This window comes from Acetobacter persici, assembly GCF_018256955.1.
Lineage (GTDB): Bacteria > Pseudomonadota > Alphaproteobacteria > Acetobacterales > Acetobacteraceae > Acetobacter > Acetobacter persici.
Genome location: NZ_JAERKU010000002.1, coordinates 315,847 through 328,418, shown reverse-complemented (window position 1 = coordinate 328,418; position 12,572 = coordinate 315,847). Strand labels below are relative to the sequence as shown.

General features: G+C 63.9%; 10 protein-coding genes. 3 read left to right on the top strand and 7 right to left on the bottom strand.

What is annotated here, in order from left to right:
* Nucleotides 1-47: 47 nt before the first annotated feature.
* The 3 genes from alaS (at nucleotide 48) to JK199_RS03615 (ending at nucleotide 4,371) form a co-directional block, all read left to right on the top strand.
* Entirely contained in the window at nucleotides 48-2,693 is a 2,646-nt protein-coding gene (alaS, locus tag JK199_RS03625; RefSeq protein ID WP_212356637.1) for an alanine--tRNA ligase, read from the top strand.
* A gap of 81 nt (nucleotides 2,694-2,774) precedes the next feature.
* Nucleotides 2,775-3,464: a phosphatidylserine decarboxylase gene (locus JK199_RS03620; RefSeq protein ID WP_025829184.1), complete on the top strand. Its 690-nt coding sequence runs from the start codon at nucleotides 2,775-2,777 to the stop codon at nucleotides 3,462-3,464.
* A 4-nt stretch (nucleotides 3,465-3,468) separates the two neighbouring features.
* The gene (locus tag JK199_RS03615; RefSeq protein ID WP_025829181.1) at nucleotides 3,469-4,371 is read left to right on the top strand and encodes a CDP-alcohol phosphatidyltransferase family protein; all 903 of its coding nucleotides are present in this window, start codon (nucleotides 3,469-3,471) and stop codon (nucleotides 4,369-4,371) included.
* Here the strand turns inward: JK199_RS03615 and JK199_RS03610 are convergent.
* Genes JK199_RS03610 through JK199_RS03580 form a run of 7 tightly spaced genes read right to left on the bottom strand, consistent with a single transcriptional unit; the run spans nucleotide 4,338 to nucleotide 12,421 of the window.
* The gene (locus JK199_RS03610) at nucleotides 4,338-4,850 is read right to left on the bottom strand and encodes an NADH-quinone oxidoreductase subunit B family protein (RefSeq protein WP_077930199.1); all 513 of its coding nucleotides are present in this window, start codon (nucleotides 4,848-4,850) and stop codon (nucleotides 4,338-4,340) included. The genes JK199_RS03615 and JK199_RS03610 overlap by 34 nt on opposite strands.
* Nucleotides 4,851-4,877: 27 nt before the next feature.
* A complete protein-coding gene (locus JK199_RS03605) occupies nucleotides 4,878-6,440 on the bottom strand; it encodes an NADH-quinone oxidoreductase subunit D-related protein (RefSeq protein ID WP_342356282.1) in 1,563 nt (520 codons plus the stop codon).
* Entirely contained in the window at nucleotides 6,377-7,498 is a 1,122-nt protein-coding gene (locus JK199_RS03600; RefSeq protein ID WP_086655439.1) for a hypothetical protein, read from the bottom strand. The genes JK199_RS03605 and JK199_RS03600 overlap by 64 nt, the downstream gene beginning before the upstream one ends.
* On the bottom strand, nucleotides 7,495-8,733 hold the full coding sequence (locus JK199_RS03595; protein ID WP_212373915.1) for a hypothetical protein: 1,239 nt from the start codon (nucleotides 8,731-8,733) through the stop codon (nucleotides 7,495-7,497). The genes JK199_RS03600 and JK199_RS03595 overlap by 4 nt, the downstream gene beginning before the upstream one ends.
* Nucleotides 8,730-9,737 carry a hypothetical protein gene (locus JK199_RS03590; protein WP_212373913.1) on the bottom strand — a complete coding sequence of 336 codons (1,008 nt, stop codon included), beginning with the start codon at nucleotides 9,735-9,737 and terminating at the stop codon, nucleotides 8,730-8,732. Before JK199_RS03590 ends, JK199_RS03595 begins: the two co-directional genes overlap by 4 nt.
* Nucleotides 9,734-11,542, bottom strand: coding sequence for a hypothetical protein (locus JK199_RS03585; RefSeq protein WP_244984867.1), 1,809 nt, complete (start codon nucleotides 11,540-11,542; stop codon nucleotides 9,734-9,736). Before JK199_RS03585 ends, JK199_RS03590 begins: the two co-directional genes overlap by 4 nt.
* Nucleotides 11,543-11,584: 42 nt before the next feature.
* Nucleotides 11,585-12,421, bottom strand: a complete 837-nt coding sequence (locus JK199_RS03580) for a class I SAM-dependent methyltransferase (protein WP_244984896.1) — start codon at nucleotides 12,419-12,421, stop codon at nucleotides 11,585-11,587.
* Between the last annotated feature and the right edge of the window lie 151 nt (nucleotides 12,422-12,572).

Here is a 12,572-nt window from a genome sequence, read left to right as displayed (position 1 = left end):
AGGGAGATCACGCGCCCAACCAGTTTCAGGACCGTCTGCCTCACGCCATGCTCACAACAAACGATATCCGCACCACCTTTCTGGAGTATTTTGCCGGACAAGGGCATCAGATCGTGCCCTCATCGTCACTGGTGCCGCGCAATGACCCCACCCTGCTGTTCACCAATGCGGGCATGGTGCAGTTCAAGAACGTCTTTACCGGGCAGGAAACCCGCCCCTACTCCCGCGCAACCACCGCGCAGAAGGTCGTTCGGGCTGGCGGCAAGCATAACGATCTGGATAACGTGGGCTACACGGCCCGCCATCACACCTTTTTTGAGATGATGGGCAATTTCTCCTTCGGGGATTATTTCAAACCTGAAGCGATTGAGCTGGCCTGGACTCTCATCACCCGCAACTTCGCCCTGCCCAAGGAAAAGCTGCTCGTCACCGTCTATTCGGAAGATGAAGAAGCCGCTGGCCTGTGGCGCTCCATTGCGGGGCTGGACGATAGCCGGATTATCCGCATCCCCACGTCAGACAATTTCTGGCGGATGGGCGATACCGGCCCCTGCGGCCCCTGCTCTGAAATTTTCTATGATCACGGCCCGGACGTTCCCGGTGGCCCGCCCGGCTCCCCGGATGAAGACGGGGACCGGTTTGTCGAGATCTGGAATCTGGTCTTCATGCAGTTTTTTGAAGATCCGCCGGGTGTGCGCTCCCCGCTGCCGCGCCCGTCCATTGATACCGGCATGGGGCTGGAACGCTTTGCCGCCATCATGCAGGGCAAGCGCGACAACTATGATACCGACACGTTTATCGCCCTGATTCAGGCCTCTGCCGAGGTGACGCATCAGGCGGCTGATGGCCCCTTCAAGTCCAGCCACCGCGTTGTGGCCGACCATCTGCGCTCTGCCGCCTTCCTGATTGCCGATGGCGTCCTGCCCTCCAAGGATGGCCGTGGGTACGTCCTGCGCCGCATCATGCGTCGCGCCATGCGCCACCTGCATATGATGGGCACAAAGGAGCCGGTTTTCTATAAACTGCTCCCGGCACTTATCCAGCAGATGGGCGGCGCATATCCGGAACTGGTGCAGGGTGAAGCCCTGATCCGTGAGACCATGCGCAATGAGGAAGAACGCTTCAAAGCCATGCTGGACCGTGGTCTGGGCCTGCTGGAAGAAGAAACGTCCAAACTGTCCAGCGGTGCGGCTCTGCCGGGTGATGTTGCGTTCCGCCTGTATGACACGTTCGGCTTCCCGCTGGACCTCACGCAGGATGCCCTGCGCGGCAGCGGCCACACCGTAGACGTCGCCGGGTTTGACAGCGCAATGAACGAGCAGCGCCAGCGCGCCCGTGCCGCATGGGTTGGTTCTGGTGATACCGCGATGGAAACCGTCTGGTTTGAAGCACGGGATAAGTTCGGGGCCTCCGAATTCCTCGGCTACACCACGGAACAGGCAGATGGTGAGGTTCAGGCCGTTATCGCCAGCAACAGCTTTATCAAGGAAGCCGGTGTGGGCACGGAAGTTGCCGTGCTGCTCAACCAGACGCCTTTCTATGGAGAAAGCGGCGGTCAGGCCGGGGATACCGGCTTCCTGACGGCTTCCGGCCTGCGCGTTGCCATTACAGACACGCAGAAAAAAGCGGGCGACCTGATTGTACATTACGGCACCGTGACAGAGGGCACTCTCCGCCCCGGTCAGGCCGTAACCGCGACAGTGGATCATGACCGCCGCTCCGCCATCCGGGCGCACCATTCCGCAACGCATCTGCTGCATGAAGCCCTGCGCCGTAAACTTGGTGACCATGTTGCCCAGAAGGGCAGCCTGAACAGCCCGGACCGTCTGCGCTTTGACGTCAGCCAGCCCCGCCCGATCACGCCGGAAGAACTGGCGGAAATTGAGGCCGAAGTGAACCGCCGGGTGCGTGAGAACTCAAAGGTCGTAACCCGCTCCATGACGCCGGAACAGGCCGTGGAAGAAGGGGCTATGGCCCTGTTTGGTGAAAAATACGGGGATGAAGTCCGTGTTGTCTCCATGGGTGGCCCGGATGAAAACAAGGCTGCATGGTCTCTGGAACTCTGCGGCGGCACGCATGTGGACCGCACCGGGGATATCGGCCATTTCCGCATCACGTCTGAAAGCGGTGTGTCCGCAGGTGTGCGGCGTATTGAAGCCGTGGCTGGCACGGCGGCGGAAGCGCTTTCCATCGCCAGTGAGCAGCGCCTGACTCAGATGGCCGCGATGCTGAAAGTTGGCGTGGCGGAAGCCCCGGAGCGCCTTGCTCTGCTGCTGGAAGAACGCCGCGCTATGGAACGGCAGATTTCTGCCCTTCAGCGCAAGCTGGCGGCTGGCTCTGTTGAATCCGCCGGTGTGGAGCAGGTGGGTGCTGCCCGTCTGGCCACCCGCAATGTGGGGGAAACCGCCCCGCGTGAACTCAAGGGGCTGGCAGAAACCATCCTCAAGCAAGGCAATGCGGATGTGGTGGTGCTGATTTCCACCGCTGATGGCAAAGGCAGCGTTGTGGCTGCCGTAGCCCCGGCTCTGACTGAAAAAGTGGACGCGGTCGCCCTTGTCCGGGCTGCCAGCGTTGCCATGGGCGGCAAAGGTGGCGGGGGGCGTCGCGATATGGCGCAGGCCGGTGGCCCGGACGCCGGTGCCGCCGATGCCGCTTTTGCTGCCGTGCGGGAAACTCTGGCCGGTCTGGTCTGATCCGTCTCCGGCGCAGGGGAACGTCTGGCACGCTCCCCTGTTTTCTTCCCACACTCCGGCCTTTTGTATGAGGACCCACCTATGTCCCTGATCGACTCTTTCAAGCTGGTTCTCGCACCGCCTCACCCGGAAGCAAAACCCTTCCTGCTGGCCTCTGGTGCGACAACGCTGATCACCCGTTTTCTGGGCAAAAAGCTCTCCTGCCCGCTGCTGCGCCATGCCGGCACGGCCAGCGGTCTGTTTTTTGGCTTCTGCCTGTATTTTTTCCGGGACCCGGAACGCACGACCCCGGCCCGCAGCGATGTTGCTGTCGCCCCGGCGGATGGCCGCGTTGTCTCCGTTGAAAAAATTGCTCCCCCGGCCGAACTGGGCATGGGCACCGCCCCGGTCTGGCGCATTGCCACATTCCTTTCGGTGCTGGATGTGCATATCAACCGCATGCCTGCCGCTGGCACAGTGACACGCATTGCCTATCACCCCGGCCAGTTTCTGAACGCCAGCCTTGATAAGGCGTCTGAGCTGAACGAGCGTAATGCCCTCAGCCTGACCCTGCCGGATGGCCGGATGATTGCCGTGGTGCAGATTGCCGGCCTGATTGCCCGCCGCATTGTGTGCAGCGTGTCTGAAGGCACGAAAATGGAAGCCGGGGAACGCTTCGGGCTGATCCGCTTTGGCTCCCGCACAGACCTGTATCTGCCGCCGGGCGTGGAACCGCTGGTATCCGTCGGTCAGACCATGGTGGGTGGTGAAACCGTGATGGCGCGCCTCTGATCCCGTGACAGATCCGCAGACCACACCGCAGCTTCCGGCTGCGCCTCCGCCTCAGGCTCCGCTTTCCGCGCGCGGGTTGCGCCGCAAACGGCTGCGCAAACGGGTGCGGACCAAAATCCGTGGCCCGTCCTTCAACCGGCTGATCCCTAACATCCTCACCATGCTGGGGCTGTGTTCCGGTCTGACAGGCATGCGCTTTGCTGTTGAAGGGCGCTTTCAGGCTGCCGGGGTGGCGCTGCTGCTGTCTGCCTTTATTGATGGTCTGGACGGACGCATTGCGCGTCTGCTGCGGGGCTCAACACGGTTTGGTGCGGAGTTTGACAGCCTTTCAGATTTTGTCTGCTTTGGTGTTGCGCCTTCCTTCCTGCTGTTTTTCTGGGCGTTGCAGGATGGCGGGCGCTACGCTTTTCTGCCCTGCCTGATGTTTACAGTCTGTATGGCGCTGCGTCTGGCGCGCTTTAACGCGACGCTGGATGGTGAGGAAGAAAAGCCGAAATACGCCAGCAACTTCTTTACCGGCGTCCCGGCCCCTGCCGGGGCGGGACTGGCGCTGTTCCCGCTCTTTCTGGGGCTGGAAGCGCAAAAGCTGGATATAGACTGGCTCTACCGGCTGACCCGGCTGCCCTGGCTGCCTGCTTTTACGCTGATCAGCACGGCGTTTCTGCTCGTCTCAACGCTGCGGGTCTGGTCCTTCAAGAATTTTAAGGTTCCCGCGCAGTATGTGCTGCCGGTCATGCTGGGCACAGGCGCTTATACCGCTGTGCTGGTGGCAGACCCGTGGGCCGCTCTGGCTGCGGCAGGTGTGATCTATATGATCCTGCTGCCCATGAGCCATCTGAGCTTCCTCAAGCTGAAAAAAGCTGCGGAAGATCTTCAGGAAGATGTTGAGGAAGACCCCGCAGCCTGACTGTTCTGAGCAGGCTGCGCCCGCTGCCCGAACAGGGAACAGAGTCCGTCCAGCACCTGCTGGGGGGACGGCGGGCAGCCCGGAATATGCAGGTCTACCGTAGCCTTACGGTCCAGACCGCCCAGAACCGCATAGTTTTCTGGAAAAATGCCGCCATCTACGGCGCACCCGCCCACACAAATCAGCCCTTTGGGCTTTGGCATGGCCTGCCATGCAGCTTCCAGCACGGGCGCCATGGTGCGCGTCAGCGGGCCAGTCACCAGTAGCACATCTGCTGATGCCGGGGACGGCACAAAACCAAACCCCGCACCTTGCATGTCATACGGGCCAGCCGCCAGAGCCTGTAGCTCCATACCACAGCCGCCACAGCCGCCCGTATCCACATGGAACAGCAGCAGCGGCCAGCGTGGCCCGACGGGCTTGAGGCGTGCCCCACCCTGCCGGAACGCGGCATCAAATACTGCGCGGATCAGCCCCATGACTGCACACCCTTTCTGTCCTGTTCTCTAGCCATCAAGTGCTGCTGCATTTACCCCGAGGGACTGGCGTAAAAGAGGCAGATCGGCCAGATCCTGCCCCGGCAAAGCGGCCTCAAATACCGTGAGGGCCGCGGGGGCCGGATCATGCACAAACACCTGCGCCACCCTGCCAGCCTGTAGACGCACCCAGTACTGGACGGTGCCCCACGGGCCTTCCGTCATGCCCAGCCCTTCTCCATCTTCAACGCTCAGATCTATCCGCCCGCCCGCCGTCAGCCCCAGCCGGGGGCCAGCCTCGCCCAGCATCCGCAAGCTTTCACCCACTTCATCCAGCAGGATCAGGGCACGATCTTCCGCCGTGCCACCCTGCCGCCCGGCCGTCAGCCGCCAGAGGGCGTGATAGGCACGCTGAGTGCGCCGCCCGTCACAATCCCGGCCACTGGCCCGCGCAACCGGGCCGTCGAGCCCAACCCGATCCAGCAGAGCAGGGGCGACCGGACCTACCCCGCTCAGACGGACAGAAAGTGCGGGATATGTCCGCCAGAGGCTTGCCAGACCCGGATAAATTTCTTCCCCCAGCTTTGCCAGACTGGTGCACATATCGCCCAGAGCAGTCGCCTCGTGCAGGCTGGTCCCGCCGGGCACGCAATGGTCCATCAGCAGGCGTGACCCGATAACCGGGGCGGACTGCGCCAGAATTTTTTCACGGAACCACGCACAGCGGGAGGCCACCACCAGCGCCCCTGCCCCGCGCGCCAGCCCAGCCAGCGTGTGCAGATGCAGCAAAATCCGCTCCAGTTCCAGCAGCACCACGCGGATCAGAGAGGCTTCCGGCCCCAGCTTACTGCCGCAGGCGGCCTCAACCGCCTGACAGAATGCCGCCTGATGCGCAACAGAACGGCCTGCGGCCACACGCCCGCTCAGACGGCAGGCCTCCTCCAGCCGACTGTTCCGCCAGCGCGCGGCCAGCCCGCGATGCGCGTAGCCGGATACGGTTTCCGCCGCCAGAATGGTGTCACCAGAAACGGCCATCGCCACATGCAGCGGCGTCTCCATCCGGCCCGCCGCAGGCCCTGCGCCAGCCATAACTCCACCCGCCGCCAGCAACGCCTCTGACGGCTGAAAACTGATCTGCCCCTTATGCCCGCCTGCCGGACCGGGGGCAGACGCAAGCGGTGCCGTGGCTGACCAGACATCATGATCCACCAGCGGACGCACATCCACCGCCCACATGGCTTCCGCCCCATACAGGTCATACGCCATGCGCTCATACACAGCAGAGACAGGCCGGGCGGGGGAAAGAGCTGGATAACGCCCGTCTTCCAGCGCCAGCGTCGCGGCCAGCGGCTGGGTGGGAGAAGGCATGAACAGCGCATGCACATCCGTTCCGTCACACCACAGCCCGGCAAAAGGCAACGTATCCTGGCCAAGAGCCGTGACCATGTCCCGCCAGCCAAATTCATCCAGCCGGAAACGCCATGGGGTTTCCGTCTCCTTGCCAGCGTAGATCAGGCTTACAGCATCCATCAGAACGCTCCCAGCATCATGGCCAGCGGCACCAGAAACCCGGTCAGCACCAGCACGGAACACGCGACCCGGCCCGCGGCATCGTCAGGCCAGAGATCCTGCGTGAACCCTTCCACCGGCACCGAGCGCACGACCGCACACAAAATCCCGGCAACCGTCAGCACCGTGATACTCCATGACCAGTCACTCAGCATGGACAGCAGCAGCAGGCAGCCCACAAACGGCGCACCCGGCGGGAAACAGGCCAGCGCCCGCGCCGCCCATGCGCGACCAAACCGGTTGCCCCCGGCCAGACACCAGCCGCACAGAAACAGCAGGGCCGCCACATCCGCCCCGGCTCCCACCGCAATCAGCGCCAGAGCTGAGGGAAACGTGCGGAACAGGCGCTGCCCCTCATCAGACCTGCCAGCACAGGCCGTCAGCCAGACAGAGGCAAGACCTGCCGCGACCAGAGCCGTTTCAAACGCTTCCCCTCCATGCGCGCGCATCCGCATGGAGAGCAGCAGGGCCGCCCCGGCAAATGGCAGAAAAAGATAAGTGTCATTTTCCTCACGCCAGGACTGCCCGAAGGGAGTGAGACCCGCGAGCATGACAAGCCCGCACGCCATCATCAGCCCCGCCGGTGCGGAGCCTGAAGGCAACAGCAGACCCGACAGAATAAGAAAAATCCCGACAGACCCGGTGCGCACCAGCGCCCAGCCTGCCCGCGCCTGCCCGGCAGGGCGGCTGAACACAAACACGCCATATGCCAGTGCGGCCTCCAGAATCCCAAGCCCGATAATCGGGTCCGGCGTGACACAGGCAAGCCCCGTCAGAGCCGTGGAAATATGCGGCAGCCCCCGCAACAGGCGATCCTGCACGGTGCCGTTTTCCATCACCGTCAACAGCAGGCCGAACGCAAGCATCACTCGCCCGGCCCGCTGGACCGGATCATCATCCCATCCTTCAGCGGCGGCGCTGGTCGCGGGGAACAGGAACACCGCCACTGCCAGCGCGCAACCAGCCCCGGCCATCCAGATGGCAATCTCGCGACTGCGCGGCGTGGGGGCCGCCATGACAAGAGCCGCCCCCAGCAAGGGCCATGCAAAGGCCAGAGCGGCCAGAAAAACAGGAACGGTCATGCGTCCCTCCCGCGCTCGGTCAGGTAGCCTCTCAGCCAGACGTCCCGCGCGATCATCTCCGGCGTGCGCGGCACAGGGCTGGGCTCCCCGGACTCTGGTTGCCCAGACCCGGCTTCAGGCTCAGTGTCAGAAGAGGCTGTTCCAGCCGTTTTTTCAGACTGGTCCGCAACAGGCCTGTCGGGCTTTGTGGCCTCCTTCGGTTCATCCGCTTCCTCGCCCGGAGAGGCCGCTTCCAACAGGCCTGCCTCTGCTTCGGCCCGTTCTTCTGATTCGGCGTGCGGTTCGGGGCTGATGGCCTGCGTATGCTCTCCATCCTGCGCCTCTTCAGGGGCAGCATCAGTGCCGGAAAACGCAGCCTCTGCATCCAGAACCGCGCTGCTCTTTGATATGCTCTCTGGCACACTCTCTTGCACGCTCTGTGGCCGCACTGTTGCCGGTGGGGCGGCATGTGACTCTGTTGCCGCCTCGGGAGAGGCTGCGTTCCGGTCTGCCCGGACAGGTCGGGGCAGAGGGTCTTCATCCTCAGCAGCGGCTTCGGCCTCGGTCCAGATACGAGGTGCCACCACAGCTTCCGGGCCCAGCCCGCGCGGTTCCGGGCCGGGCGCATCCACATCCCCTACCTCAAACCCGCTGGCGCGGGCGGACGGGCGGTCTGCCCCGGTCCCGCTTTGTGCAGGCGCCACGGCAACCCGCAGCATCACGCGATGCACGCACATGCCGCCCAGCAGCGCCACCACACAGCCCGCCAGTGCGGTGACCCCTACCACCATGACCTGATTTTCAATCACGCCGGACAGCATGACGCCATCCACACACACCAGCAGCCCAGCCCATTGCCAGACCATGGCCTGACGGCAGGTCACGGCCACCAGTCCCGCCAATGCCACACATAACCCGGCAGGCAGATACGCTGCTCCGGCATGCCCCGGCGCAGCCTCACCCATGGCGGCGGGCGTGCCGGTTGTCAGTTGCAGAATAACCATTAGCCCCAGTGCGAGAAACGGCACGACCGGGCCGGTACGCTCCCGCGCACCATCATCCTGATACCGGCTGACAAACCAGACCGGCAGCACAGACAACAGCACCACACAGGCCGCCCCAAACTCCTGCAACGGGCCTTGCGCGTCCACCAGCATGGCCACCGCCGTCACCACGCCCAGCGCTGGTAGAAAGCCCATCCCGCGGGCCACAACACAGAGCGCCAGTAGCGGCGCGAGAATAACAGCCAGCGTCATGGTGTTGCGTCCTCAGTCCGCCAGGCAGAGTCCTGATCCTCCTGCGCAGAGGCGGTTTTATCCTGCACCTGCGCGCCGGACTGCGCCGGAGACGCCACCTGCCACGCCAGAAGCCCCAGCAGAAACACCGCAGCCAGACGCACCCGCGCCCGGCGCGGGAACGCCAGCACCATAAGCTGCGTGCCCGCCAGTAAAAGGGCCGCAACGCTCAGCTTTGCCACCCACAACGCCCCTCCCGCGAGGCATTGCGCAAGCCACGGCTCCACGCTGCTTTCACCCGGCAGGGCAAGGCTGCCCGCCCACGCCACATCTCCGGCCAGCGTGATCCATACCAGTTGCACACAATCCGTCGCCAGCATCCATAACGCCCGGTCCGCGCCGGAAAGCTGGCAGGGCATTTCTTCCCCCGCCTGCTGACCTTTCCATGCTGTCACCACAAAGAGCGCGACACCCATCAGCACAAAAGGAGCACCCTCCGCCACAGGGGAAAGCTGACGCAGATGCCCCAGAAAAACCGAGAAATCCTGCCCGCCCGCCATGACCAGAACCGGCACGAGTGCGGGCAAAAGCAACCCCTCCGCCAGCAAAGCCGCACAGCCCGCCAGAGAGGACGCACCGCCCTGCACCACCAGCGGCAGGCCCAGCAACAGCGAGGCCCCGATCAGCGCAGCACACAGCAAAAAGAAACCCGGTGCGGGAAACCCGGCCGGAACCAGCGTGAAAACCGGCGTCATGCAGGCGGCAAACACGGCCAGAACCAGAGCCCCCCGGCACGCCAGACTGCTCAGCCCGTCCCCACGCTGCCGCAGGCCCGCCCTGCGGAACTGATGATGAATTTCCTGCCAGCGTCCCCCAGCAGGGAAGCGGCGTTCACCCGTGAGGCGGCCCGCCAGACGATTGACCCACCCGGTAAAGAACGGTGCGGCCAGAACAACCAGAACAGTTTGCAACGCCAAGGCCAGCAGGCACGCAAAAGACCAGCCCCATGTGAGATCATGTGTCATTTTGCAGCAAACAGCCCCAGCAGAAGCCCGGCCCCCAGAAACAGCAGGATAAGAACCATGCCCTGCGCCTCACACCATGCCACGATTCTGAACAGCACAGCCTGAAGATAACGCGCCCCGGCCCCGGTTTTCTCAACCACCGGCCAGCTGGACGGCGTCTGCCCATCTGCACCCAGCAGCATCCCCAGAGCCGCCCAGACAGCAGGCATCGGCACACTGGAGGGTTCTGCCGCCACCTCCTCCGGCTCCGAAGTCGCCAGATAAGGCGCGCCGTCCCGCCAGACGGCCGCACCTGAAATGGCCGGACGCAGCGGGAACACCTTAAACACCCGCCCCAGCCCGGCGGCCCCGGCACCACATACGCCCAGAGCCAGCAGGGCATACGCTGGCGTTAAAGAAAGATCCGACCCGGGAAACTGCACATGGGCCAGGATTTTCCAGCTAAAATCGCGCGGCGTATTCCCGGCAAACAGATGATCCACCAGCGCCAGCCAGCCACCGGGCAGCACCGTGACAAGCGCCGCACACCCAACGCAGATCCACGCCGGAAGCAGAAGAACACTGCTGAGAGACGGAGCCTCGCCCACCGGACCAGCGCTCTGCTTTACAGACCTGCCAGAAGCAGGCTGCTGCCGCACAAATGCAGCAAACCCCACCCGCAGCAACCCCACCGTGCCCAGCGCCATAATGCAGGCCGCCCCGGCCAGAACCAGCAGCAGGCACAGAGCCTGCGCGGGATGCGTATGGGCCGCCGCGACCTCACCCGCGCTCAGCAGGCACCAGAACACTGAAAAGCCCCCGAGCGGTGGCACCGCAGAGAGCAGAAGAAGGCTTGCGCCCAGAGCGCCCCGTGCGCCACGGGCCTGCGCCACGGCACTGCCGGGGCTGAACAGCCCCCCTTCCTGCCGTGCAAGCCAGAGGGCCGCCAGCAGCGCCAGAAACGGTGCACCTGTTGCCAGAAGTGTTGCTGTGCGAAACAACTCACCGCCTTTAACAGAGGCCGCCAGAGCCAGTGTCAGCATCACCACCAGCCCGCCATAGCCTGCGCTGGCCACACCGGCCAGAATACCACTGGCGGCCGGGCTCCGCACAGCCTGCACAGCGCCCCAGAGTGCGACCGCCCCGCCACTGACAATCAGCAAGCCCTGCTGCACCGGGGGCAGAACGCCCACTTCCGCCAGCAGACGCCCGAGCAGGAACAGGCCAATCCCGGCAGGGAGAACCGCCTCCGGGCCTTTCTGCGAGGAAACCGCCCAGCCCAGCAGCAGAACCATCAGACATAATGCAGGGGGAGAAAGCGGGCTATCCGCCGGAATGCAGGCCGGGATCACCGCAAAAGGCAGGCACACACCCTGCCGCCCCCGGTCCGCCAGCAGCACCAGCGCTGTCCCGGCCAGAAGCCCGAACACCAGAGGAGACAACGCTAAAAACGCCAGTCCGGTCAGCGCACAGGCCAGACCACGCTGCCCCGTTCCCATCAGGCCGCCGGTAAAGGCCAGCAGCACCAGCATGGGCAAAGCCGGTCCATCCATACCAAACACCGGGAACCAGCTCACGCCGCCTTCCAGCCTGCACACAGCCCCTACCAGCACCAGCAGGCCAAGGCCGCCCCAGACCCCGGCCAGAATTTCAGATCGCCACGGCGCGCACTGCCGTAGCAGACGGTCCGGCACCACTGCCAGAACCCCCGCCACCACAAACAGCACGAACAAACTGCACAGAACAAAAGACGTGAAAATGGAACTCTGGCTCCAGACGTAATTTAAAGACCGGCGGATAACACCATGGGCGCGGTTTTGTGGCAACGCCCGGCCCGGAAGGCAAGGCCATCCGCCAGAGATTTCCCGTTATATCTCCGGCCTGTATGTGGCGTTTTTAGGGGGCGTGTCGCCGTTCTGTGCCGAGACCTCTTCCGAGGGGCAAAGTATTTTCCTCAACCAGGGGCGGCGTGCCTGTACAGGCAAGGCTGTCCCGGAAAACAGATCTTTGACCGCCTCAACCAGCATCAGGCTCCCCAGCCCCGGTGAGAGGACTTTACCCGCAATATCCGAACGGCGGCCACGCCGCACACTGGCGCAGGCCTGCCGGGCCGGTAGAAACAGCGCTTCATCCCGCCGCTCAGGGAACAGCATGGCATGGCCGAGCGTGGCGCGCAGGCTGGTGCGGGAACAGGCAACATCCTGAGCGAACGGCGTATCTTTCTGCCGGAACCGCCCGCCGAGCTTACTGGGCAGAATCAGCAGCATCCGCCCGTCATCCTTCAGCACCCGGCCAGCCGCCCGCAGCAGAGGCACCATCTGATCCGCCTCCCGGCACGCATGCACCAGCACAATGCGATCAAACGTCCCGTCATCAAACGGCAGGGCGTACGGGTCCACAAGGCACTCACGCTCCGGGGCTTTCTCCCGGAACGGTTCAGGAGCCGACGCGCTGGCAGAATGTGGAGAAAAACCGGCATTGCTGGAAAAGTCAGGCCGGTGCTCCGGTGTCCGGGCGGAAATACAGAGCGCGCCCCGCCCCCGCCATGCCGCCAGATACGGCCCGGCATAGCCAAGCCCCAGCACACGCTGGCCGCGCAGATCCGGCCAGAACCAGTGCAGGCGCTCACGTAGCAGGGCAGCACAGGTCTGGCCCTCATGGGTTTGATAAAAGGCATCTGCCGAGGGAGGAATGGCCTTATGCATCACTGATGTGTACCATGATATCTCTGTTCTGCGATATCCCTGTCCCGCGCTGCCGTTGCGCACGGCAGGCTGACAGGTTTCCACGTGCCAGCCGTACCAGATGTTTCTACAGACTGCCTCTTTTCAAACGCTGTTCAGGAAGAATTGCCGC

Bases quoted from the DNA above. Each gene is read 5' to 3' on its own strand.
- JK199_RS03595 (WP_212373915.1), bottom strand. From the start codon at position 8,733: ATGACGCTGGCTGTTATTCTCGCGCCGCTACTGGCGCTCTGTGTTGTG.
- JK199_RS03610 (WP_077930199.1), bottom strand. From the start codon at position 4,850: ATGGGGCTGATCCGCGCAGTATTTGATGCCGCGTTCCGGCAGGGTGGG.
- JK199_RS03580 (WP_244984896.1), bottom strand. From the start codon at position 12,421: ATGCATAAGGCCATTCCTCCCTCGGCAGATGCCTTTTATCAAACCCAT.
- JK199_RS03590 (WP_212373913.1), bottom strand. From the start codon at position 9,737: ATGACACATGATCTCACATGGGGCTGGTCTTTTGCGTGCCTGCTGGCC.
- JK199_RS03620 (WP_025829184.1), top strand. From the start codon at position 2,775: ATGTCCCTGATCGACTCTTTCAAGCTGGTTCTCGCACCGCCTCACCCG.
- JK199_RS03600 (WP_086655439.1), bottom strand. From the start codon at position 7,498: ATGACCGTTCCTGTTTTTCTGGCCGCTCTGGCCTTTGCATGGCCCTTG.
- alaS (WP_212356637.1), top strand. From the start codon at position 48: ATGCTCACAACAAACGATATCCGCACCACCTTTCTGGAGTATTTTGCC.